Raw genomic sequence first — 24,859 nt, 5'->3', positions numbered from 1 at the left:
TGCACGTGTTCGTATCATCCGTTCGCGGTAACGTGTCCGGCTGTGAACGCTGCGACCCCCCACGTGCTGCCCGCCGTCTCCGTGATCATGCCGGTGCTCGACGAGGAGCGGCACCTGCGCAACTCCGTCCGCCACATCCTCGAACAGGACTACGCGGGCGAGCTCGAGGTCGTCATCGCCCTCGGCCCCTCCACCGACCGCACGGACGAGATCGCGGCGGAGCTGGTGCGGGAGGATCCCCGCGTCCACACGGTGCCCAATCCCACCGGCCGCACCCCCGCCGCCCTGAACGCCGCCATCAAGGCCTCCCGGCACCCCGTCGTGGTGCGGGTCGACGGCCACGGCATGCTCTCGCCCGACTACATCGACACCGCGGTGCGGCTGCTGGAGGAGACCGGCGCCGCCAACGTCGGCGGCATCATGCACGCCGAGGGCGAGAACGACTGGGAGCGCGCCGTCGCCGCCGCCATGACCTCGAAGATCGGCGTCGGCAACGCGGCCTTCCACACCGGCGGCGCCGCCGCCCCCGCCGACACCGTCTACCTCGGGGTCTTCCGCCGTGAGGTGCTGGAGCAGCAGGGCGGCTACAACGAGGAGTTCATCCGCGCCCAGGACTGGGAGCTGAACTACCGCATCCGCGAGGCCGGCGGCCTGATCTGGTTCTCGCCCGAGCTGCGCGTCTCGTACCGTCCGCGGCCCAGCGTGCGCGCGCTGGCCAAGCAGTACAAGGACTACGGACGCTGGCGCCGCGTGGTCACCCGTTACCACCAGGGCTCGGTCAACCTGCGCTACCTGGCCGCCCCGGCCGCCGTCGTGGCCATCGCGGCGGGTGTGGTGGTCGGCGCAGCGGTCACCCCGCTCGGCTTCGTCGTCCCCGGCGGCTACCTCGCGGCCATCGCACTGGGCTCGCTCCCGGCCGGCAAGGGCCTGTCCGCCCGCGCGCGGCTGCAGATCCCGGTGGCGCTCGCCACGATGCACATGGCGTGGGGCTACGGCTTCCTGACCAGCCCGCGCTCGCTCGCCCGGCGGGTCATCGCCAGCCGCCGCCCGGCGGTCCGGGCGGCGGCCGACGCGTGATGCGGCGGGTGGACCCCTACCAGCTGTAGTAGGAGTTCACCTTCATGCACGCCGAGTCGTCGGAAGCGTTGAGCGCGCTCGCGCTGTCCAGCACTTCCTTGGTGTCGGAGCTGCTGGCCGCGGGGTAGGTCGACCCGGCGGTCCAGTCGGCGCCGATCACCAGCGTGATGCCCTCGGCGGACGAGGACTTCTTCACCGCGCCGGTGGGCAGCTTCAGCGCCTTCGCCACGGCCAGGGCGTCGGCCTGGTCGTCGTCGCTCGCGTAGGTGATCGTGCTGCCGGACTGCGACTGCGGCGTGGAGTCGGACTCGGCCTGGGTGAAGCCCAGGGTCTTCAGCTTCTCCGTGACCGTGCTCGCCCGGCCGGGGGTGGCGGGCACCGAGGTGCTGCCGGTGCCGTTCTGGACCGTCACCGCGATCTCGCCCTTGGGCGAGGCCTTCGCGGTGGCCGTGGCCGTGCCGGTCTTCTTTTTCTTCTTCGAGGCCTTGCCGTCCACGGCCTGGTCGTTGCGGAGCAGCGTGAAGAGCTTGGTCGCCGCGGAGGTCGGCACGACGTGCGCGGTCGGGTTCTGCGGGTCGGCGCCCCAGGGCATCGTCGTCATGGTGATGCGGTCGGTGGGAACGCCCTTGAGGTCGTTGCCCAGGTCGTAGAGCTTCTTGACCGTGCCGAGGCCGGTGTCGACGGTCAGCGCCTTGGTGGCGGCCTCCGCCAGGCCCGTCAGCTTGCCCGGGTCGTTGAGCTTCGCGCTGGACTTCAGCTGGCGCACCATCGCGTTCATGTACATGTGCTGGGCGTGGGTGCGGCCGATGTCGCTGCCGTCCTCGAAGCCGTGCCGGGTGCGGAGCCACTGGAGGGCCTGCTTGCCCTTGATGACGTGGTCGCCCTTGGTGAGCTTGAGCCCGGACTTGCGGTCCCAGACGTTCCCCTTGACGCAGACCGGGACGCCGCCGACCGCGTCGGCCATGGACACCACGCCGGCGAAGTCGATCATCATGAAGTGGTCGATGGATATGTCGGTGAGCTTCTCCCAGGTGGCCACGGTGCAGCCGGGGCCGCCGTGCTGGAGGCTCGTGTTGATCGTCTCCGACGTGGTCTCGGGGTAGACCCGCCCGTCGTCCGGGTCGGTGCACTTGGGGATGGTGACCCGGGTGTCGCGCGGAATGCTGACCACGGTCATGTTGCTGCGGTCCGCGGAGACGTGCAGCAGCATCTGGACGTCGGCGAGCGGCTTGCGGTCGGCGTCGGCCCTGGCGCCGCCGAGCTTCTGGTTCGCCTTGGACGCACGGCTGTCGGAGCCCAGCAGCAGGATGTTCAGCGGGGTCTGGCCGGCGGCGTTGGCCTTGCTCTTGGCGGCCTGGCTGTCGCCGAGGTTCAGCGCGTCCTTCTTGATGTTCGCGTTGAGGTGCTGGTAGTACGCGTAGGCGGCGCCGGCCGAGCCGAGTATCGCCACCGACGTGACGATCGCCACCCAGCGCAGGGCGCGCCTCTTGCCCTTCTTGCGGCGGCGGTTGCCGCGGCGGCCGCCGCCGTCGTGGCCGTCGTCGTCCGCCCCGTCGCCCTGCGTCGCGGTCAGGGTGCCGGTGGACGCCCCGTCGCCCCCGTCGTCCTCGTAGGCGCCGTGGCCGGCCCGGTGGCCGTCGTCGCCGTAGCCCCCGGTGTCGTAGCCCCCGGTGTCGTAGCCCGCCGGCTGGTAGGGCGCGTACGGCTCCTGGGGCGGGTACCCGCCGCGCTGCGGCTCCTGCGGGCGGTAGCCGCCGCGCTGGGGCTGCTGCGGGACCGTCGGGTGCGGGGTGGGCTGCTGCGGGACGTACGGCTGCCCGTGACCGTTCCCGTACGGAGAGTCGTCCCATCCGGGTTCGTGAGGATCGTAGGGGGCGTTCCGCCCTCCGGGGATGCTGCCGTGGCGCATGTGTGCCCTCCCATGACGCGCTGGTCACTACGGTCACCGGTTGCGCCGCAGCGCGCGGATCGTGGGTGATTCTCAGCTGTGCGACTGTCAAGGTCCTGTGGAACCGGAACAGCCCTGCTCGCGGATGGTTGGAGGTCACGATACATAAACCGCGACGGGGTCAAGGCACTCGCTTCTTATCGCCTGTGTAAAACGATCGTGCGCATTACCCCAAACCGGGATCCCAGCGATATGGCCTGTACACGTCCATGCAGGCCGAATCATTCGCTCCGTTCAGTGCCCCGGCGCTCGTGGGCAGCGATCCGTCGTCGTCGGCGGCACCCTGGAAGACCGTCCCGTCCCGCCAGTCCGCGCCCACGACGAGTGTGACGGAGGCGACATGTGAGGATTCCTTCACAACACTGGCGGGGAGCTTGAACACCTTCGCCACGGCGAGCGCGTCCGAGCGGCCCTGCGCGCCCTCGGCGGCCGGGTACTCGATCACGGTGGCCGCCGACGGCTGCGGTGCGGTGGCCGCAGCCGCCTTCCCGAACCCGCCTTGACCCAACGCCGTCGCCAGGGCGCGCGCCCTGCCGTTCACGGGAGTGCCCGTGGCGTCGCCCGCGGTGCCGTTGACGACCGAGACCGGGATGTCCGCGGCGGGCCGCGCCGCCGGGCCGGTGGGCTCCTTCTTCGCCTTCTTCTTCCCCTTGTCGTCGAAGGGGAGGTCGTGGACGAGCCGCGACCACACCTTGGGGGCGGCCACCGGGTCCGGCATGTAGTGCTGGTCGTTCTCGGTGTCCGTGACCGGCGGCATGGTCAGCATCGTGATCCGGTTCGACGGGACGCTCTTGAGCTGCATGCCGAGGTCGAAGAGCTTCTTCGGGGTGCCGATCTCCTCCGACACCTGCAGCGCGTTGGTGGCGGCCTCGGCGAGGCCCCGCAGCCGCCCGCCGTCGGTGAAGACGTTCTGCGAGCGCAGCTCCCGCACCATCGAGTTCATGTACATGTGCTGCGCCTTGGCGCGCCCGAGGTCGCTCTCGAAGGCGTGCCGGGTGCGCAGCCACTGCAGGGCCTTCTTGCCGGTGATCTTCTGCGTGCCCGCCTTGAGCTTCAGCCCGGAGCCGCCCGGCTGCTGCGGAGTCGGGTGGTCCCACACCGGTTGCTCCACGCAGACCTCGACGCCGCCGACTGCGTCGGCCATCTTCACCACACCCGCGAAGTCGATCATCATCCAGTGGTCGATGTAGACCTTGGTGAGGTTCTGCACGGTGGCGAGCGTGCAGCCGGGGCCGCCGCGCGCCAGGCTCTCGTTGATGATCGCGTGCGTGGTGGCGGCGAACTTCTTGCCCGTCTGCGGGTCGGTGCACTTCGGGATCGGCACCCGGGTGTCGCGCGGGATGCTCACCACGGACATGTTGCTGCGGTCGGCGGAGACGTGCAGCAGCATGATCACGTCCGCGCGGGGCGGTTCGCCCTTGGTGTACCTGGCGCCGCCGAGCTTGAGGTTCTCCGCGGAGTTACGGCCGTCGGCGCCCAGCAGCAGGATGTTCAGCGCGTTCGTCGGCGCCTTGGCCACGTCGCTGTCGCCGCTGTTCCGCTTCCCCTTGCGGAGGTTGTGGCTGAGGTGCTCGTAGTACGCGTAACCGGCCCCCGCCGTCCCGAGTATGAGCACCGCGAGGGTGACCGCGATCCACCGGACGACCCGGCGTCTGCGGCGCTGCGGCGGCCGTGCGCCCGGCTGTCCGCCGCCGCGCCCAGGGTCCGTGTGCGCGGCGCGCGCCGCGTCCGTGCCCCGCTGCGCGGCCCCGTCCCGCGGGTGGTCGTCGTAGAGGCTGTCGTCCCAGCCGAGATCGCGCACACGACTGTCCGTCATCGTCCGGTTCCCACCCCTGATACCCCTGTCGACCCTGGTGCCCGTGCCGGGCGGCTACTTTGCGCACACGCTCTTGTCGTCCGCCTCGACCTTCTGGATGCCCTCGGGTGCCTTCGTCGGCGGGGCGATCGGCGTGCCCGCCCGGGTGAAGTCCTTGCCGAGGGTGAGCGTCATGTTGGCGCGCGGGGCGGCGTCCTCGGTGCCCTGCTTGAGCGCGGAGGCCGGCAGCCCCATCATGTCGGCCAGCCGGCGCGCCTGGTCGGCCTGGTTGGGGGCGTACTCCAGCGTCGTCTTCTGCAGTTCGGTGGGCGCGTTGCCGCCGTTGGTGGAGCGGCTGACGCCCTCGTCGTTCTGTAGCCAGTTGACGGTGTCCTGGGCGGCGCCGAAGACCCCGCTGCCGTTCAGCACCTCGACCCGCACGTTGATCGCGTCGGCCTTGGGGCCCTTCAGCTTGGCCGCATCGGACGCCTTCTGCTTCTTCTTCACCTCGGTGAGCGAGACGTCGTTGCGCACCATGGTGAACAGTTGCGGCGCCTTGCTCTCGTCCAGCACCACGGTGGCGTGCACCTTCTCGGCCGGGTTGTCTATCACCGGCACGGTCGCGAAGGTGATGTTCTTGGTGTCGACCCGGCTCAGGTCCTTGGCGAGTTGGCTGAGCTTGGGCACGCTGCCGATGCCGGTGTCGACGGTGAGCGCCTTCGTCGCCGTGTTCGCCAGCTTGAGCAGCTTCGTCGGACTGGTCAGCGTGTCGCCCGACTTCATCGTGCGCATCATCGAGCTGAGGAACTGCTGCTGCAGCTGGATGCGGCTGAGGTCGCCGCCGAAGCCGACGCTGTGCCGGGTGCGGACGAAGGCCAGCGCCTGCTCGCCCGCGACGACGTGCCGGCCCTTGTCCAGCTTCAGGTGCGAGTCCGGGTCGTCGATGTCCTTGGCCAGGCACACCTCGACGCCCCCGACCGCCGTCGACAGGTCCTTCACCGCGTCGAAGTTGGCCATCATGAAGTGGTCCGGGGTGATGCCCGTCAACGCCTTGACGGTGCGCATCGTGCAGCCCGGGTCGCGGCCGTACTGGCCCAGGCTGGTGTTGAAGCGGACGTCGCTCTCACCCGGGATGATCTTCGTGGAGCCGTCGGACTGCTTCGTCGGGCAGTCCGGGATGTCGGTGATGATGTCCCGGGGGATGCTCAGCGCCGTCGCGTTGGAGCGGTCCTTGGAGACGTGGAAGAGGATCGTGGTGTCGGCGTGGCCGACGTTGGCCGCGTCGCCGTACTTGCCCTTCAGGCCCTGCCGGCTGTCGGTGCCGATGACCAGGATGTTGACCGGTCCGGTGGAGGTGGCGTTCTTGGAGCCGATGCCCGGGTCGATCGTGTGGATGTTGCCGTTGAGCTGCTGGTACAGCGCGTAGACGCCCACGCACGCCGCGATGACCACGACCCCGAGCGTTCCGGCGGTCCAGATCAGGGCCCGCTTCTTGGTGGACTTCCGGGACTTGGGCCGGCGCCGGCTGGTGCGCGCGGCCGCCCGGCCGCCGCCCTCGCCCCTGGTGCCGCCTGCCCGGTTGCCGCCCGCCGCCCTGCCGGTGCCCGCCGCGCGGCCGTCCGTCGTGGCGCGGCCCTCGCCCTCGGCGCCGGAACGGCCCTGCCGCGCGCGGCTCCCGCCCTGCGGCTGGACGCGCGGTGTCCGCCGGCCCGTCCCCTGCGCGGGGACGCCGGGTTCCTGCTGCTGCGGGGGGTCCAGCCGCAACTGGTAGCTGCCCGTCTCGGGATCGAAAACCCACTGATCCGCCGGGTCGACGTGCTGCCTACGGCCTTGCGTGTCCACGGTCGATCGAGTCCTCCGTCTCGGCCGCTGCAACAGGCCGGATCGCTCACACTAACCCCACAGTTCAGCGTGTACGCCCGTCGCTGACAAATTCCGCTCTCCTACACCTGGACAAACTGTTCAATCCCCACTGCCGCCGCACACGTCGCGGTCGGCGGTGGTGCCGCGGTACGAGGGGGAGGCGCTCGCCGACCCCGACGGTGTGGGAGTTGCGGGAGAGGCGGTGGAGGTTCCGCCGGCCGTCGGGCGGGCGGAGCCGGAGCCGGTGCCCTCGTCGCCCTCGACGGTCACCTGCCCGTCCTCGCGCAGGGTCGTGAACAGTTCGTCCGCGGCGGGTTGCACCAGTTCGTCACGGTTGGGGTCCGCCGTGTACGGACGCCGCGGCACGGTCAGGAAACGCACCTGGTCCGTCGGCGTCTTGCGCAGGCTCTGGGCCAGCTCGTACAGCTCGGCCAGCGAGTCGAGACCCTCGTCCGCGGTGAGCGAGGAGGTCGCGGCGTCCAGCAGCGGGTAGAGCTTGGCGGGGTTGAGCAACACGCCCGTGGAGTCGACCTTCTGCACCAGGGAGGCGAGGAACTGCTGCTGGCGGTCCATGCGCTGGGTGTCGCTGCCGTCGCCGATGCCCTTGCGGGCCCGGACGTAGCCGAGTGCCTGCTCGCCGTGCAGCTCCTGGCGGCCGGCCTCCAGGTCCAGGTGCGCGTCCTCGTCGTGCACGGCGTGCGGCACGCAGACCTCGACGCCGTCGACCGCGTCGACCATCTTCTTGAAGCCGTTGAAGTCCACCACGAGGTGGTGGTCGACGCGGATCCCGGTGAGCTTCTCCACCGTACGGATCGTGCAGGCGGCGCCGCCGAACTCGAACGCCCAGTTGAACTGGGCGAACTGGGGATTGGTCATGCTGCCGTCGGACCGCCGGCAGGAGGGGATGTGGACCATGAGGTCGCGCGGGAGGCTGACCGCCGTCGCGCTCTTCCGGTCCGCGGCCAGGTGCAGCAGTATCGCGGTGTCCGACCGCTGGGTGCCGGTGTCCTGGCCGTACTTGCCGTTCCCGTCGCCACGGTTGTCCGAACCCAGGAGCAGGATGTTCTCGGCGGTGGTCGCCTCGGGCAGCACCTTGGGCCGCTCGGACTGGACCCGCATCAGCTCGTGGGCGGTGTCCGTGTCCGTGTGGATGTTCCCGTCGAGCTGCTTGTACAGGTACCAGGAGACCCCGGCCCCTGCCAGCAGCACCAGGGACACGACGACGGCGAGGACGCGCAGCCAGGTGCGGCGGCGCTTCCTCGGCGCGGTGTCGGCGGGAGGGGGGTCGGCGGGAGGGGCGTCCTCGGCTTCCGGCGAATCGGCTGGCGTGGTCACGTCCGGGCCCGTCCTTACAGGTGCTGCTGATGATCAGGTCACCTATAGAGACCGTCCAAACCCGTCCTCGGTTGTGCGGAGTTGTTCAGTTCCGTCCGAGGGCTTCAGGGACGGTGGGCCGGTGTGAGCTCAGGCCGTGTGGGTCACCCGCTCGCTCTCCCGGCGTTTGTCCAGGTCGGCGGGGGGAAGCCGGTCCAGGTTGCGGCAGAGCACGACGGAGGCGCCCGCCGCCAGCGGTGCCAGCAGCCCGGCGGCCAGACCGTCCCAGTCGTCGTACGGCCGGCCCGAGAGCAGCCGCGCCCCGGCCGTCAGTCCCAGGGCCGCGGCGGACGCGCGGGCCCGTTCGACCACCTGCGCGCCGGTGAGCTCCTCCCCGCCCGGCAGCTCCAGCGCGGGCGCCTCAGCGTCCACCGGCGCGTACGGGACGAAGCGGTCGCCCTGGGAGGGGACCTCGACCGCGTAGTCGAGGAAGCCCTCCGGCGGCTGCGGGAAGCGGCCGCCCAGCGGGCGCAGCGCCAGCGCGACCCGCTCGCCGGAGCAGGCGCGGGCCTCCTCCAGGGCGTCCGGGCCGGAGACCACGAGGTCGGCCTCGCCCGGGTCGCCGCCCGGCACCACGACCACGCCGGTGGAGAAGCAGGCGAGCACCCATACCGCGGTCTGCCAGTGCGCCGGCAGCAGCAGTGCCGCACGGTCACCCGGCTGGGCGCCCAGTTCGTCCTGGATGAGGTTGGCGGTCTTGGCCACCCAGTTGCCGAAGGTGGCCACCGACAGTTCGACGCGTTCGCCGGTGGCGTCGTCGTAGAAGGTGACCAGGGGCCGGGCGGGGTCCGCCGCGAGCGCGGAACGCAGCAGGTCGGCGGGTGTACGGGCAGTCGATGTCACGCGGCCCAGGCTACGTCAGGCGGGACCGTCCCGGGTGCCTCTGATGGGCCGGCAGAACAGGACGGCCCGTCAGATCCCGGCTGCGCGTTCTGGGGCGTTATGTAACTGTTCTTCCCATGCGTGCACTTCTTGCGACGTCGATCTCCGCGGCGTGCATGGCTGCCCTCGCCCTGCCGCTCGCCTTCCCCTCCGGTGCCACCGCCACCATCCACGCGCCGGTGCGGGCGGCCGCCCCCGACACGCCCCCCGGCGACACCCACACTCTGCCGCTGGCCCCGCTCGCCACCTCCGGCCGCGCCATCGGCACCCCGCTCGCCCAGGGGCTGCCCGCCCGTGCCGTGCGACCGTTCTCCCTGATCGGCATCACCTGGGACGACGTCGGCACCGACCTGCGGGGCACCGTCCAGGTCCGGACCCGCGCCACCGGCACCGGCATCTGGTCCGGCTGGCGCACCGTCGAGGCGCACAACGACGACGCCCCCGACGCCGGCTCGCCCGAAGGCTCGGCCTCACCGGTGCGCGGCGCGACCGCCCCGCTGTGGGTCGGCCGTTCCGACGGGGTCGAGGTGCGGGTCGTGCCCGAGGCCCCCACCGGCAGGCGCGGAGTGCGGCCCGGCCTGCCCAGGGGACTGCGACTGGAGATGGTCGACCCCGGGGACGAACCGGGTGACGGGTCCGGCGACGGCCCAGGCGACGACCTGGGCGGCAGCTACCTCGACCCCGACGCCGCGCTGGACCCCGGGCCCGCCGGTCCGGGGGTCGGCGGCCCGGACGGCGGTGGCCCGGACGGCGGTGGCCCGGACGGCGGTGGCCCGGACGGCGGTGGCACCACGGGCGGCCCCTACAACGGCGGCGACCCCTTCGACGGCGTCGGCCCCAGCGAGGCCGGCGACCCGCTCGAAGGCGTCGGGCCCAGCGAGGGGGGCGACCCGCTCGGCGGCCGCCGCCCGCAGGACGGCACCACCACCGACACCGCCGCGGACCCGAGCGACACCTCGGGCACCCCGGTCGAGTCCCCCTTCGTCCCCGCGCTCACCCGGTCCCAGACCGAGGCCCTCACCGGGCATCGCTTCACCGGCGCGCGCCCCCGCATCGTCACCCGGTTCGGCTGGGGCGCCGACGAGCAACTGCGCAGCGAGGAGTCGGAGTTCACCGACGACGTCAGCGCGATCTTCGTCCACCACACCGCCACCGGCAACGACTACGAGTGCTCCGACTCCCCCTCGGTCATCCGCGGTATCTACCGCTACCACGTCAAGAGCAGCGGCTGGCGCGACATCGGCTACAACTTCCTCGTCGACAAGTGCGGAGACATCTACGAGGGCCGCAGCGGCGGCGTCTCCAAGGCCGTCTTCGGCGCGCACACCCTCGGTTTCAACGAGCACACCATGGGCATCGCCGTGCTCGGCGACTACTCCGAGGAGCAGCCCACCCGTGAGGCCCTGTCGGCCGTCGCCCGGCTCGCCGCGTGGAAACTCGGAATTTACGGCCGTGATCCGGAGGGCATGACATACCTGGTGTCCGGAGGGAGCAACAAGTACCCGAAGGGTACGCGGGTCCGCATGAACGTCATCTCGGGCCACCGGGACGGATTCGCCACGCAATGCCCAGGAACGGAGTTGTACGACGATCTCGGCATCATCCGCCGCACCGCGGCGGGGCTCCAGGGCCGCTGATCGCACCCTGCATAGGATTGGCCGCTCATGCGTTCGGCCCGCCAGGAAGCGGAGACAAACACAGGTGACTGAAGCGATCCTCTTGGTCGGCGGCAAGGGCACCAGACTGCGCCCCCTGACGGTGCACACGCCCAAGCCCATGGTCCCCGCGGCCGGCGTCCCGTTCCTCACCCACCAACTGGCCCGGGCGCGCGCGGCGGGTGTCGAGCACATCGTCCTGGCGACCTCCTACCTCGCCGAGGTCTTCGAGCCGCACTTCGGCGACGGGTCCGCCCTCGGGCTGCGCCTGGAGTACGTCACCGAGGACGAGCCGCTCGGCACCGGCGGGGCCATCCGCAACGTCGCCGACCGCCTGGACTGCGCCCCCGGCGACCCGGTCCTCGTCTTCAACGGGGACATCCTCACCGGCCTCGACATCGCCGGCCTGGTCGCCACCCACCGCGACTCAGGCGCCGACGTCTCCCTCCACCTGACCCGGGTCGAGGACCCGCGCGCCTTCGGGCTCGTGCCGACCGACACCACCGGCCGCGTCACCGCGTTCCTGGAGAAGCCGGAGACGCCCGAGGAGATCGTCACCGACCAGATCAACGCCGGTGCCTACGTCTTCCAGCGCTCCGTCATCGACTCCATCCCCACCGGCCGCGCGGTCTCCGTCGAGCGCGAGACCTTCCCCGGCCTGCTGGCCGACGGTGCCCACCTGCAGGGCATGGTCGACTCCACCTACTGGCTCGACCTCGGCACCCCGCACGCCTTCGTCCGCGGCTCCGCCGACCTCGTCCTCGGCCACGCGCCCTCCCCGGCCGTCCCCGGCCGCTGCGGGGAACGCCTCGTCCTGGAGGGCGCCCGGGTCGCCGACGACGCCAAGCTCACCGGCGGCACCGCCGTGTCCGCGGGCGCCGTCATCGGCTCCGGGGCGGTCGTCGAGGGCAGCCTGGTCCTGGCGGGCGCCGTCGTCCACCCCGGAGCGACCGTCGTCGACTCCCTCATCGGCGCGGGGGCGGTCATCGGCGAGCGCACCGTCGTCCACGGCTCCGTCATCGGCGACTCCGCGCACATCGGTGCCGACAACGAACTGCGGCACGGGGTGCGCATCTGGTGCGGCGCGGTCATCCCGGATGGCGCGGTCCGCTTCTCGTCCGACCAGTAGGCGACCGGCTGCAGGCCGGTGACCGCCCAGGACCCCGGCCGGCGGGCGCACCCCGCCCACCGGCCGGAAACCCGGAAGCCGCAGGGCCCACGCCGTACCCTCGGAGGGTGCACCCCGAGCAGAGCCGACTCCTCCGCGCCGCGACCGGCCGCGTCCCCGGCCCCCGCACGCCCGGCCGCACCCGCCGCTGGACCCCCCGCGGCCCTCTGGACCTCGGCCTCACGCTCGGCCCCCTGCGCCGCGGCCCCGGCGACCCTGCGTTCCGCGTCGGCGCCGACCGCGCGGTCTACCGGGCCTCGCGCACCCCCGAGGGCCCCGGCACCCTGCGCATCGCCCGCCCCTCCGGCGGCGAGGTCGAGGCCGAGGCGTGGGGCCCCGGCGCCGACTGGCTCCTGGACCGCCTCCCCGGCCTGCTCGGCGACGCCGACGACCCCGCCGCCTTCACCGCCCGCCACCGCGTCGTCCACGAGGCCCACCGGCGCAACCCCGGGCTGCGGCTGACCCGTACGGGCCTGGTGCTGGAGTCCCTCATCCCCGCGATCCTCGAGCAGAAGGTCACCTCCGACGAGGCCTACCGCTCTTGGCGGGTCCTGCTGTGGCGCTTCGGCGAGCCCGCCCCCGGCCCCGGCGAGGAACTGCGCATGCGCGTGATGCCCGACGCCCGCGGCTGGGCCATGATCCCCTCCTGGGAGTGGCACCGCGCCAACGTCGACGGCAAGCGCTCCGCCGCCGCGGTCCGGGCCGCCCGCGCCGCCGCCCGCATGGAGCAGGCCACCACCCTCGCCCCCGCCGACGCCCTCGCCCGCCTCCAGGCCGTTCCCGGTATCGGCCCCTGGACCGCGGCCGAGACCCTGCAGCGCAGCAACGGCGACCCCGACGCGATCACGGTCGGCGACCTCCACCTGCCGCACACCGTCGGCTACGCCCTCACCGGCGCCCACCGCTGCGACGACGCGACCATGCTCGAACTCCTCGAGCCCTACGCCGGCCAGCGCCACCGCGCCGCCCGCATCATCCTCCTCACCGGCCGCCGCCCCCCACGTCGCGCCCCGCGCATGGCCCCGGGGAACATCGTGGCCCTCTGACCGGTGTGGAAACGGGTCAGAGGGCCGGGGAGGCCGTGGGCCGGCCGACGGGTCAGCCCATGGTCATCTTGGTCTTCCAGCCCACCCCGTCGGTGTTAGTGATGACGACGGTGCCGGCGCCGCTGAGCGCGGTCCTGCTGCCCGCGTAGAAGCGCACCGTTCCGTCGACCCGGAGCGTCCAGATGTCCGGGATGGCGTCGCCGTTCGCGTCCGGGGTCCCGTAGAAGACCCGGATGCTGGAACTGCTCCAGCCGGACGCCCCGTACTCGGTGTCGACGCCGCCTTCCGAGTTCACCGCCGCGGCCAGCGAGTCGAGCTTCACCCCGCCCGTCGCCGGGTCCTTGATGCCGGTGCGCAGCAGGAGCCGGGCACTGACGTCCGTCCGGTAGACCAGGTCGGTCACCCCGTCGCCGGTGACGTCCTGCACGGTGACGATGTCGCGTTCCGTCCACGGCGAGCTGGAGAGCCGGACGGCCTGATCCACGGTGGCGCCGTTGTAGCCGACGAAGGCCCAGATCGCGTCACCGACGGTGAGGAAGAAGTCGGGCTTGCCGTCCCCCGTGGCGTCCCCGGCGGAGACAATCTGGGTGATGGTGTTCGGAGCCGGTGCGTTCGAGGGCAGCAGGATCTCCCGACGCTTGTCGATGTTCACCGCGCCGTAGCCGTCGCCGGGGTAGACCCACAGCTTGCCGTCCTTGATCGCGACCAGGTCCTGCAGTCCGTCGCCTCCGTAGACGTCCCCGAGGTGGGTGATCTGCGTGTTCTTCCAGTAGCCCGAGGGCGGGGCGATGTAGAGCGGGACGTCGTCGTCACCGCCGTTGGGATCCTTGGCCGGGTTCTCCCGGTAGGCCCCGGACATCGAGTAGCCCAGCATGCCGGTGCCCTTGGTCAGGTCGGCCGGGTTGCCCTTGCTGGGGTACAGGCGCAGGTTGCCGTTGGCGTCCACGACCATCAGGTCGGGGAATCCGTCGCCGGTGAAGTCGCCCGCCTTGTCGGCCTCGTCACGCGGGGTGACGTAGAAGAAGTACTTGCGCGGATCCGACGCGTTCCCGGCGCCGTCGACGGCCCGGACGTACAGCACATTGGGGCCGGCCAGCGGCGGCTTCGCGCCCGACCAGGTCGTCAGCGTCGATGTCGGCGCCCCGTTGGTGCGCGTGACCGATCCGGTGTACGAGGCCGAGTTGAAGCCGTACTCGAACTTCACCACGTCGGTCTGCGCCGCCTTGAAGGTGAAGGCGCCCGCGGTGCCGAACTTGACGGTGCTCCACTTAGAGTCCTCGACGCCATTCTTGAAGCCGTCGTCGCTCGCGTCGGCGTCCGGGTACTGCGTCGAGGTCACGGTGGGCGGGGTGGGCCGGGCGCTGTCGAAGACGAACCGGCACGGTGTCGAGGTGGGGGTGTAGGCCGAGGTGGTGCCCTGCTTGTCCAGCGACTTGGCCCGCCAGGAGTAGGTGGTGCCGTTCTTCAGGCCACTGGTCGAGAAGGGATCGGTGTGCACCCGCGCCGACGAGGTCTGGCTGCCGGCCGAGACCTTGGCCTTGCTGCCCAGCAGGTTGCCGGAGCCGCCGGTCGGCCAGAGCTCGAAGGTGACGGACGCCAGGTTGCCGTCCTTGTCGCTGCTGCTCGCCCAGAAGGTGATCGACGAGGCACCGACGTTGATGTAAGGGGACGTGGTGTCGCAGGAGAGCTCGGGGTCGAGGTCCAGGCGTGAGGGCGCGGCCGGCGGGCGGTTGTAGACGAGCTCGACGTACGGGGAGAAGTCGCCGTCGGCCTGGAACTTCTTCCAGGAGTAGGCGGATCCCTCGTCACCCGCACGCAGGCCGATGGTGAGCGTGCTCCAGCCGCCGGCGACGGCCTTCTGGGCGGCGGGCTTGACGTCGAAGGCCTCCCAGTCGTCCGGGCAGGAGGACCGGTAGCCGTGCGAGAAGCTCCTGTTGCCCAGCTTGTTGCCGCTGGTCATCGACGGCGCGTTCTTCCACGTCGTCTTGTTGCTGATCGGACCGGTCAGGTACACGTTCATCGTCCGTGCGCTGCACGACCACGCGTAGGTCTCCAGCAGCCTCAGCTTGGCGCTGATGACGGTGGCGCCCTTCAGGTCCGGGTTCCAGTCGATGCTGAAGAACGAACGCGAGGTGCCCCAGGTGTCGGACTCGAAGCCGACCCGGGCCTCGTGGGTGCCCTTGTTGAAGTTGCGGCCGTTGTAGAAGTTCGCGTTGGGGTGCCGGCTGTACGCGGTCGTCCAGTCGTTGGTGTGCTTGCTGACGGACGGGTCCACGAAGACCGGGTAGACGGTGTCCGGATCGGCGAGGAACTCCTGGTCCGGGGTGAGCGTCCACGTCGTCCCGTTCAGGTCCGTCCCGACGAGCGTGCCGTGGGAATCGGGCTGCGGGCCGGAGAGTGACGGCAGGTCCAGCGTCGCCGCCCCACCGCTGTGCGTCGGCTCCGGCAGGGCCTCGGGCGGGACTGTGGGGTCCGGCCCCGCACCCTCGGTGGCCGAGGGATCCGCCGCCTCGTCGGTTGCGTCCGGCAGCACCTCGTGGAAGGTGTCGCCGTTGTCGTCGTCGGCGACGCTGTCGCTCGGCTCGGGAGAGGCATCGGACGGCGACTCCGTGTCGTCCGGTGCCCCCGTCCCGTCGGACGAGAGGCTCTCCGCCGCGGTGGGTGCGGCGGTGCTGCCCGCCTGCCCGTCGGTGAGCGCCGGGGTGCCCGCGCTGTCCCACATCAGCGGGGTGGGGGAGAGCGCCACCTCCTCACCGGCGGGGTCGTCGGCGCTGACGATGCCCGTCACCGGGTCGAGCGCGAAGCTCAGGTCCGGCGAGGACAGGCCGTACGACAGCTGCGCCACCCGCGGGTCGGCGGCGGCCTGCCGGTTCTTCACCACGAGCACCTGCCCGAAGCCCCCGTCCTCCGCGGTCAGCACCAGGTCGGCCCCGGGGAGGATCTCCGGATACAGCGCCCGCGAGCCGTCGATGATGGGGGTGGGGACGGCATCCGGCCAGGTCAGGACAATCTGGTGGCCGCCGGTGTCCAGGGTCACCAGAGCGTTCCCGGCGGGCGGCTGCCCGACCGCGGGAGCCAGGAGCGGCACCCGGCGGACACCGGCGCTGCCCCGGTCCGAGCGCTTGCCGGGCTTGCGAGCCCCGGCCGAGAACGTCATCCGCACGTTCGTCGCCCGGGGGGCCCAGCCGTCGCGGGTGCGGGCCAGCGTGGTGTCGATGGGCCGCCAGTGACCGTCCACCTCGGCCCGGACCGGGGTCGCGTGGACGCGCCGGCGCATGGTCCCGTCGGGCAGCGCCCAGGTGGTCTCGTAAGCGGTGCGCAACCCCGTCGCCTCGACCGGCTTCCCGGTCCGCGCGGCCCGGCCCACCGCGGCCGCCTCGCTCAGCGGTGCCGCGGCAGCGGGCCGGTGCGCACCGGCGTCGCCGTGCTCGTTCCCGGCGCCGCTCAGTCCCGCGTACGTCAGGCCGCAGGCCGCGACGGCGGTCACGACGGCCGCCGCGACGGCCCGACGGCCGGGTACGCGGCCCCACTTGCTCGTCATGGGCGAGTTTCCCTTCCCCCCGTGGACAACGGGTCCAGATGATGTCCGAAGGAGGGGCCGCCGTCACGCGTGGGTCGCGGCCCCGGGCCCGGTGAAGGGGGCCCGACGGGGCGTACGGTCCTGCTTTGGTGGCGCTTGACCGGTACATGACGTGATCATTGCCACACGCTCACGGATAGCCCTGGCTTTCCTCACAGCCAACGCACAAAATCAGCACGATCTTTGACGTGGCTTCACCTGTGCTCTGTCCAGGCGTCGCCTTGTTTGTCGGGTTGACCCGGGGGGAATTCCGTCGTGCCCTTCTTCCTGTCCGCGCGCCGTCGGCGTCGCCGCTCCGCCCTGCTCTCGGGCACGGTGTTCGCGCTGTCGCTGGCGTTGTTCCCCACACAGGCCTACGCCTCGCCGCCCGATCCGAGCAGCGCGGAGGTGCCCCGCGAGGACGTGGCGCTGCTGCCGCTGTCCGAGGAACGGCTCGTCGGCGGCACGACACGGAACGCGGCGCTGGACAGCATCGCCGTCGAGGCCCCGGCCGACCAGACCGAGGCCCCGGCCGGCACCACGACGCCCGCCACGTCCGGGAGTGCCCCGGTCTCCTTCGGCGGAACCCCCCAGCAGCCCACGGCGCTACGCACGGGCGTGGGTACGAGCGCAGCCACGGCCACCCCCGCCGGGTTGGAGCCCGCGGGCGATCTGCCGGTCAAGCTCGGCCAGGCCCCCGACGCCCCGGCCCCGACCGGCACCTGGCAGGTCGCCGTCTCCGACCGCACCGCCCCCGCCTCCGACGGCGTCGACGGCGCCGTGGTCACCGTGACCGCGCCCACCACCGGGTCGGTGCCCGTCTCCGTCCAGCTCAGCTACAAGACGTACGAGAACATGTACGGCGCCGACTGGGCCTCCCGCCTGCAGTTCGTCCAGTTCCCCGAGTGCTACCTGACCACCCCCGAGGTGGAGGAGTGCCGGCAGTACACGGAGCTGGAGACGGCCAACGACCCCGACGCGAAGACCGTCACGGCCACGGTGGACACCGCCGCGGACGGCACGACAGCCCCCGCCTCCGCCTCCGTGCAGGCCCACTCCTCCTCCGGCATCCTCCAGGCCTCCTACGTCCGGCCGATCGCCGCCACCGGGGACAGGGCCGTCATCGGCGCCGTCGACTCCGGCGGCGGCCCGGGTGGTTCGTTCAAGGCGACACCGCTGGCCTCCGACGGCAAGTGGGCGGCGGGTGGGTCCTCCGGCGCCTTCTCCTGGTCGTACCCCTTGGATGTGCCACCTGCCCCCGCGGGGCCGAAGCCGGTCATCTCGTTCGAGTACAACTCACAGTCCGTGGACGGCAGGACGGCCGTCTCCTCCGCGCAGGCTTCGTGGGTCGGCGAGGGCTGGAACTACGACCCGGGGCACATCGAGCGCCGCTACCGCACGTGCAAGGACGACCGCGACCGCCTCGACAAGGACGATCCGTCGACGGCGCCCAACAACACGGCCAAGAAGGACAAGACCTCGGACCTGTGCTGGGTCTCCTACAACGCCGTCATGTCCCTGGGCGGCAGGACGGTCGAGCTCGTCCGCGTCGGCAGCACGGACGTCTACCGCCCGCAGCAGGACGACGGCACCCGCGTCGAGCGGAAGACCGGCGGTGACAACGGCGACAACGACGGCGAGTACTGGGTCGTCACCACCACCGACGGGACCACGTACTACTACGGTCTGAACAAGGTCGGCGGCGGCCATGCCGACACCGACTCCGTCTTCACCGTCCCCGTCTTCGGCAACCACCCCGGCGAGCCCTGCCACAAGGACGCCTTCGCCGATTCACGCTGCACCGACGACAACGGTGGCAAGCTCCAGCAGGCCTGGCACTGGGGCCTGGACAAGGTCGTCGACGTCCACGGCAACGCCATGGTCGTCACGTGGCACAAGTCGACGAACTACTACGCGGTGAACAAGAAGTTCAAGACGCCCGAGAAGTACGTCCGTGGCGGCTACCCGGAGACCATCGAGTACGGTCTGCGCGCCGGCGCCCTCACCTCGCCGTCCGCCAGGGTCGTCTTCGACGCGGTGCAGCGCTGCGTGGAGACCGACGGATCCTGCGCGGCGGACAAGTTCGACGACACCAAGAACCCGGCCTCCTACCGGCCGTGGTGGGACAGCCCCGGCAATCTCAACTGCAAGTCCGACTCCAAGCTGTGCCCGGCCTTCCCGTCCTTCTGGATCCGGATGCGCCTCGGTACCGTGACCACCTACGCCGCCCGCCCCGGAGTCGCCGGGCTCGGCAAGGTGGACGAGTACACGCTCCACCACTCCTTCCCGCGCGACTGGTACAACACGTCGCCCGGCCTCTGGCTCAACTCCGTCACGCGCCGCGGCTTCGCCCCCGGCGACGGCACCGGCACCCTGCTGACCTCGGCAGGCGTGAGTTTCGGCCCCTACGTGGTGTCCCAGGACGACCCGCTCGGCAGCTACCTGAAGGATCAGCAACTCCCCAACCTCGTCCCCAGGTCCAGGAACGAGCCCCGCCCCGGATTCACCCGCCCGCGGATCGGCACGGTGTCGACCGAGCATGGCGGCGACATCGAGGTCGTCTACCAGGGCGGCTGCAGAACCGAGCCGTCGGTGGCTCCCGAGGGCAACCGCGGAACCTGCTACCCGGTGCGCTGGTCCCCGGACGGCGACGTGGACAAGCCCGCGCTCGCCTGGTTCAACAAGTACGTGGTCGCCTCGGTCACCGAGACCGACAAGGTGACCGGGGTCTCCGACCGCGTGACCACCCGCTACACCTACTCCGATGCCGCCTGGGGCATGGACGACGACGAGTTCTCCAAGCCGTCCCTGCGCACCTACAGCGTGTGGCGGGGCTTCCAGCGGGTGGCCACGGTCAAGGGCGCCAAGAACAGCGCGACCGTGGGTGTCCCGCAGACGCAGTCGTACTCGGTCAACAGGTACTTCAGGGGCGCGGGCGGTGCCGTCAAGGATTCCACCGGTGCCGTCACGCTCGTCGGCGACGACCGGACCCAGTACGCCGGCATGGTGGCGGAGACCATCACCTACGACGGCGGAGGCGGCCGCGTCGTCAGGCGCACCGTCAACTTCCCGTGGTCGCAGGAGACCGCCTCACGCACTCGCGGCGGGGGGTTGGACCCTCTGACGGCCTACCGCTCGGGCATCAGGCGTACGGACGACATACAGACGGTCGACTCCAGCTGGCAGGCCGTCCGCACCGAGACGACGGTCGAGCCCGACCACGGGCTCCCCGTCCAGGTGGAGACCGCGGTCGTCAAACCCGACGGCACAGGGGAGAAACTCAGTGACCACTCCTGCGCCAAGGCCGCATACGTCAACAACGAGGCCGCCAACCTCATCGGTCTGACCAAGCAGGTCCGCAAGACGGCCACCTCCTGCGCGGACTACGACTCCGCGGATCCGGCGACCCAGCTCCTGACCGCCACGCGAACCAGCTACGACGACGGCGCCTGGGGCGACACCCCTGTCCGGGGCCTGGCCACCAGTGTCGCCACGACCAACGGTGCCGGTACCGCGTACTCGGTGGTCACCGGCACGACCTACGACCCGCTGGGCCGGGTCCGCAAGGTGACCGACGCCCGCAAGAAGCCCACGGAGACCCAGTACACCCCGGGTGACACGGGTGGCCCGGTCACCTCGATCAAGACCATCAACGCCGCGGGGCACGCCACCGTCACCACGATGGACCCCGGCCGCGGGCTCCCGCTCACCGTGACGGATCCCAACGGTCGCGTGACCCGCAGCGAGTACGACGGCCTCGGCCGCCTGGTCAAGGGCTGGTCGCCCGCGCGTTCCTCGGGGAACCAGACCCCGGACGTGGTGATCGGGTACCAGATGGCGACCGCCACCTCGACCGTGACCAAGCCGACCGCGGTGACCGTCCAGAGCATCAAGGACGACGGTACCTACGCCCGGCAGGTCACGATCTACGACGGCCTCATGCGGCCGGTCCAGACCCAGAACGAGGCCCATGGCCCCGGTCGCGTCATCGCCGACACCCGCTACGACGACCACGGCCTCGTCCGTGAGCAGACCGGCTCCTACCTGGCCAAGGGAGAGCCCGAGGCGGCGCAGTTCAAGCGGCAGAGCGACAGCGTCGTGCCCAGTCTGACGCGCACCGTCTACGACGGCCTGGAACGTCCGGTCAAGGCGACCACCGTCCGTCTGGGCCAGGCGGTGTATTCCAACCCGACCACCTACGGGGACGACTGGACGCTCAGCCGTCCGCCCGGTGGCGGCGCCCCGGCGGTCAAGAGCACGACGGACGCTCTCGGGCGTGTCACCCGCATCCAGCACTACACCAATGTCGACCTCAGCGACTGGCGCAGCACCTGGTACTCCTATGACGCCCGGGGCAACCGCACCCAGGTCAAGGACCACGCCGGCAACCTGTGGACGTTCACGTACGACGCGCGAGGCCGCCTTGCCGCCTCCACCGACCCGGACACCGGCGAGACCCGGTTCGGTTACGACGAGCTGGACCGGCAGACCAGCCTGACCGACTCCAAGCTGAAGACGGTCTACACCTCGTACGACGACATCGGCCGCGTGACCGCCGTACGGGAGGGCTCGGAGACCGCCGCGCCGGCCAAGGAGTTCACCTATGACCCGGACGGTGCGCTGGGCCAGCTGGCCTCCTCAGTGCGTCACGACGCCACCGGTGACTACGTCAACCGCATCACGGCCTACGACGTGGGTTACCGGCCGACGGCGCGCGAGGTCGTCATCCCGGCCCACGCCGACACGGCGGGTGTCTCCGGCACCTACCGGTACAGCTACACCTACACCCCCACCGGCAAGCCGCTGACCACCACGATGCCCGCGATCGGGGGGCTCGCCGAGGAGAAGGTCGTCACCCGGTACGACAGCGACGGACTGGCCGAATCCACCTCCGGGCTCAGCTGGTACACCACGGACGTCACCTACTCCCCGTACGGCGAGCCACTGCGCACGGTCAGCGGACCGCAGCCCTACCGGGTATGGACCACCAACTTCGTCGACGAACCCACAGGACGCCTGCAGCGCACGGTGTGGGACCGGGAGACGGCCAACTCGCACCGGATCGCGGATACGTACTACTCGTACGACCGCGCGGGCAACCTCACCTCCAGCGCGCGGAAGCAGACGGACGCGTCCGGCTCCGCATGGGACAACCAGTGCTTCACCTACGACTACTACGGTGAACTCGTCCAGGCCTGGACCTCGAACATCGTGCCCGGTACGGCCGGTACCGGCTGCAAGTCCGTCTCCGGCACCGCATGGGGATACCGGCAGGACGGGCAGACCTCGGCAGGCCCCATCGCCGAAGCGCCCGACTCGGCGACCGATGCCGCTTCCCCGGACGGCGACCTGGCGGCCTCGCTCGGCGCGGCCGCGCCCGCGTCGGGGACCGTCGCCACGGACGCCACGTCCTACTGGCAGTCCTTCACGTACGACGTGGTGGGCAACCGTGCGTCGCTGACCGAGCACAGCGCCGCCAATCCCGCGCAGGACGTGAAGAGCACCTACGCGTACGGCAAGACGGTCACCGGCAACGGCACCAGCGCTCCCTCGCTGACCCAGCCGCACACGCTCACGGGCGTCACCCCGTCGGTGGGTGCCGCGTCGAGCTACACCTTCGACGCCGAAGGAAACAACGAGACCAGGTCGCTGCCCGGTGGCTCCCAGACGCTCAAGTGGAACGCCGAGAACAAGGTGAGCGAGGTCGCGGGCTTCGCGGAGGGCGCCGGGCCGATCGTGGGGATGTCCGGCAAGTGCCTGGACAACGCGGGTGGCTCCACGGCCGACGGCAACCCCGTCCAGCTCTACACGTGCAACAACACCATCGCGCAGCAGTGGAGGCTGACCGGCGACACCCTGCGGGTACAGGGCAAGTGCGCGAGCGTCAACGGCACGGCCAACGGGACGAAGGTGCTGCTCGCCACCTGCAACGGGGGCGAATCCCAGAAGTTCGTCGTCCGCCCCTCGGACAAGAGCCTGTACAACCCGGTGTCCGGCAAGTGCGTCGACGTCCCCGGCTCGAATGACGCCGACAGCACCGACCTGCAGCTCTACACCTGCAACACGTCCGCCGCCCAGCAGTGGACGCCCGCCGACCGTGTCACCTACGTCTACGACGCCGAGGGCACCCGCGTCCTGGAGCACACCGCGGCCGGCAACACCCTCCACCTCGGCGAGACCGACCTCGAGACGGACGTCAACGGCAAGCCCATCCGGGCCACCCGCTCCTACAGCCACCCCGGAGCCCCCACGGTCGTCCGGGTCGCCGGCAAGGGCAGCGCGACGGGCCACAAGCTCAGCGTCCTGCTGAGCGACCCCCTGGGGACGGCTACGGCCTCCGTCGACGAGGCCTCGGGTCAGACCGTCACCAAACGCTCCTTCAAGCCCTTCGGTGAGATCCGCGGGACAAAGCCAAGCACCTGGCCCAACACGCACAGTTACCTCGGTTCGGGGCTCGACGACACCACGACCGCGCTCACCCACCTCGGGGCGCGCGAATACGACCAGTCCACGGGCCGGTTCCTCTCCGCCGACCCGGTGCTGGACATGGGCGACCCCCTCCAGATGAACGGGTACGCCTACAGCCACAACAACCCGACCACGCACAGCGATCCCTCGGGCCTGTACGACCCGGACCTCATGGAGTGGAAGCGCCAGGAGGAGCGGAAGAAGCAGGCGGAGTTCAACTGGCGCAAGATGTGGACCGACCGTCACGACACGGCGGTCATGCTCAGGGCGGTGGCGCTCCGGGTCTGGGACTGGCTGCACAACAAGGGCCAGGGCAGGGTCACCACGAGCAGGACCGACAACTACATCAAGGGCGGTTCCTACAAGAACCCCAAGAAGGAGCCCGGTTACGCCGACCTGATCTACTGGACCGACAAGACCGTCTACGTCTGGGAGATCAAGCACAAGGGCGGCGATGCGGAGGCGCAGGGGCCCGGGCAGCTCGCCAATTACATCAGGCAACTGACCAAGCAGCTCCGCGCCAAGGGCGACACGCGGGACGTCGTCACCGGCTTCAAGTTCCCCGTGTCGCAGACCGGCACAAACCAGGGGAACGTCAAGGAACTGATCACGGTTTCTTCCTCGACGACGGACGCCGGTATCGAGGTGTACACCCACCAGAAGGCGAAGGACCCGAAGGACGACTGGAAACCGATACCCCATCCGGTGCCCGAAAAGGTGAATGAGCCCTCTTACAAGAGGGCCTGGCACGGATTCCAGGACTGGTGGCACGAAAACATCGAGAACCATGACTGGTCGCAAAATCCGCTTACTCCGGAATCCGGTGGCGGCCCGATCTTCGTCCCGCCCCTGGCGCCCGTGTTCTGAGCCTGTGATATATTCCGCGCATGGCTGAGGGATTTCGAGTGAATTCCAGTATCCGGGCGGAACTCGACTTCGCGCTCCCGGAGGGCGGCACCGCCCTCCGGGAGCTGGTCGAGCCTTGGTTCGCCGACGCGGTCCGGGAGTTGGCCGGAAGCGCCATGGATCCGTTCGCCGGTGCGCTGGACCTGACGGGCCGGGAATCCGCGCTCACGACGGCGGGCGCCCCCTACGGCCGCCCCGGAGAATTGTGGGGATCGCTCTGGATCGCGCGAGTTCTGAAAAGCGGCCGCAAGCGTTCCGGACGGGTCTTTTCCCCGAAGAATTGGGAGAAATTCCTGCGGGATGTGGAGTCCGTGCCGCTCGAGGCGGAGCTGAGACTGGCCGTCCTCGGTCCTGACGGCTATCCGGGCAGCACCTGGATCACCATCGGCGCCAGGCGGGACTACGAGGCACCCGAGTGGGTGGCCCTGACGGTGGACAGGTCGAGCGAGGAATTCGAGAAGGCCCAGTCCGCCTGGCACGACCTCATCATCCGGCACGCGGATTCCGGAAGGGGTACGGCGCTTTTCGGCTGCATCGCCGACGACATGGACAGCACCACCGGCCGGAGCTCCCTGGAAGCGGCACTCGGCCTCTTCCAGGACGAGACGTTCCCCGTCCTCGACCGGAATGTGCGGGGCTATTCGTGGATCACCGTGTGCTCGCCCGGTGTCGCGGAGCTGCTCGGCGGCGCGGAAGCAGTCCGTAGGGACGGAACCTTCGCGCAGGTTCGTCGGATGGCCGGAGGGTCACTGTTCCTCAAAGCCACCGAGGACGTCCGTGAGTACGGGGACGACAGGGTCCTGGCCGTGTTCGAGTCCCTGCGCGCCGTACTCCCCGCAGGGACGCCCTCCTCGTTCATCTCGGACAGGAAAGTCCGTCTCGTCTTCCGCGACGCACGGTGAGGCGGACGATCGCCCTCGCAGGGGCCGCGATGCTGCTGGGGTCCCTCATGGGGTGCGGTACGCGACAGGCCGGCGACCCGGGGGCCGGTACGAGCGCGCCCCGGCCGGCCGACGCGAACAGTGTCGCCGCCGACGTGAGTGGTGCGGCGGAATCCGCTGGACTCAAGGCCGCGGCCTCGGCGTCGCCCGAGGACCACGGCTGTGTCGTCGGTCTCA

The 24,859-nt window shown here is 70.8% G+C and carries 11 protein-coding genes and 1 pseudogene; 6 read left to right on the top strand and 6 right to left on the bottom strand.

Annotation, left to right across the window (positions count from 1 at the left end; genetic code table 11):
* Positions 1 to 24: 24 nt before the first annotated feature.
* Positions 25 to 1,077, top strand: a pseudogene (locus ABZ312_RS26145) (glycosyltransferase family 2 protein); the annotation flags it as partial.
* A 16-nt stretch (positions 1,078 to 1,093) separates the two neighbouring features.
* On the opposite strand, the gene ABZ312_RS26140 reads toward ABZ312_RS26145, so the two are convergent.
* The 5 genes from ABZ312_RS26140 to ABZ312_RS26120 form a co-directional block, all read right to left on the bottom strand.
* Positions 1,094 to 2,986: an LCP family protein gene (locus tag ABZ312_RS26140; RefSeq protein ID WP_500328628.1), complete on the bottom strand. Its 1,893-nt coding sequence runs from the start codon at positions 2,984 to 2,986 to the stop codon at positions 1,094 to 1,096.
* 205 nt (positions 2,987 to 3,191) lie between these two features.
* Positions 3,192 to 4,841, bottom strand: a complete 1,650-nt coding sequence (locus ABZ312_RS26135) for an LCP family protein (RefSeq protein WP_500328627.1) — start codon at positions 4,839 to 4,841, stop codon at positions 3,192 to 3,194.
* 54 nt (positions 4,842 to 4,895) lie between these two features.
* Positions 4,896 to 6,662 carry an LCP family protein gene (locus tag ABZ312_RS26130; RefSeq protein WP_500438901.1) on the bottom strand — a complete coding sequence of 589 codons (1,767 nt, stop codon included), beginning with the start codon at positions 6,660 to 6,662 and terminating at the stop codon, positions 4,896 to 4,898.
* A 120-nt stretch (positions 6,663 to 6,782) separates the two neighbouring features.
* Positions 6,783 to 8,018, bottom strand: coding sequence for an LCP family protein (locus ABZ312_RS26125; protein WP_500438900.1), 1,236 nt, complete (start codon positions 8,016 to 8,018; stop codon positions 6,783 to 6,785).
* A 129-nt stretch (positions 8,019 to 8,147) separates the two neighbouring features.
* Positions 8,148 to 8,900 carry a TIGR03089 family protein gene (locus ABZ312_RS26120; RefSeq protein WP_500328624.1) on the bottom strand — a complete coding sequence of 251 codons (753 nt, stop codon included), beginning with the start codon at positions 8,898 to 8,900 and terminating at the stop codon, positions 8,148 to 8,150.
* Positions 8,901 to 9,016: 116 nt separating this feature from the next.
* Here ABZ312_RS26120 and ABZ312_RS26115 point away from each other — a divergent pair, with 116 nt between their 5' ends.
* The 3 genes from ABZ312_RS26115 to ABZ312_RS26105 all read left to right on the top strand — a co-directional run bounded on the left by ABZ312_RS26115 (position 9,017) and on the right by ABZ312_RS26105 (position 12,808).
* Entirely contained in the window at positions 9,017 to 10,576 is a 1,560-nt protein-coding gene (locus ABZ312_RS26115; RefSeq protein WP_500360747.1) for a peptidoglycan recognition protein family protein, read from the top strand.
* A 64-nt stretch (positions 10,577 to 10,640) separates the two neighbouring features.
* Positions 10,641 to 11,723 carry a mannose-1-phosphate guanylyltransferase gene (gene manB / locus ABZ312_RS26110; RefSeq protein ID WP_500328622.1) on the top strand — a complete coding sequence of 361 codons (1,083 nt, stop codon included), beginning with the start codon at positions 10,641 to 10,643 and terminating at the stop codon, positions 11,721 to 11,723.
* A gap of 107 nt (positions 11,724 to 11,830) precedes the next feature.
* Complete coding sequence (locus ABZ312_RS26105; RefSeq protein WP_500328621.1) at positions 11,831 to 12,808, top strand: DNA-3-methyladenine glycosylase family protein; 978 nt, start codon at positions 11,831 to 11,833, stop codon at positions 12,806 to 12,808.
* 52 nt (positions 12,809 to 12,860) lie between these two features.
* On the opposite strand, the gene ABZ312_RS26100 is transcribed toward ABZ312_RS26105, so the two are convergent.
* Positions 12,861 to 16,349, bottom strand: a complete 3,489-nt coding sequence (locus ABZ312_RS26100; protein WP_500438899.1) for a DNRLRE domain-containing protein — start codon at positions 16,347 to 16,349, stop codon at positions 12,861 to 12,863.
* A gap of 294 nt (positions 16,350 to 16,643) precedes the next feature.
* Between ABZ312_RS26100 and ABZ312_RS26095 the strand changes: the two genes are divergently transcribed.
* Both ABZ312_RS26095 and ABZ312_RS26090 read left to right on the top strand, forming a co-directional pair.
* Entirely contained in the window at positions 16,644 to 23,702 is a 7,059-nt protein-coding gene (locus ABZ312_RS26095; protein WP_500438898.1) for a ricin-type beta-trefoil lectin domain protein, read from the top strand.
* Between the two features lie 38 nt (positions 23,703 to 23,740).
* A complete protein-coding gene (locus ABZ312_RS26090) occupies positions 23,741 to 24,643 on the top strand; it encodes a hypothetical protein (RefSeq protein WP_500328618.1) in 903 nt (300 codons plus the stop codon).
* The last annotated feature ends 216 nt before the right edge of the window (positions 24,644 to 24,859 follow it).

The organism is Streptomyces sp. NPDC006207 (genome assembly GCF_040613835.1).
Classification (GTDB): domain Bacteria; phylum Actinomycetota; class Actinomycetes; order Streptomycetales; family Streptomycetaceae; genus Actinacidiphila.
This window is presented reverse-complemented; position numbering and strand designations above follow the sequence as displayed.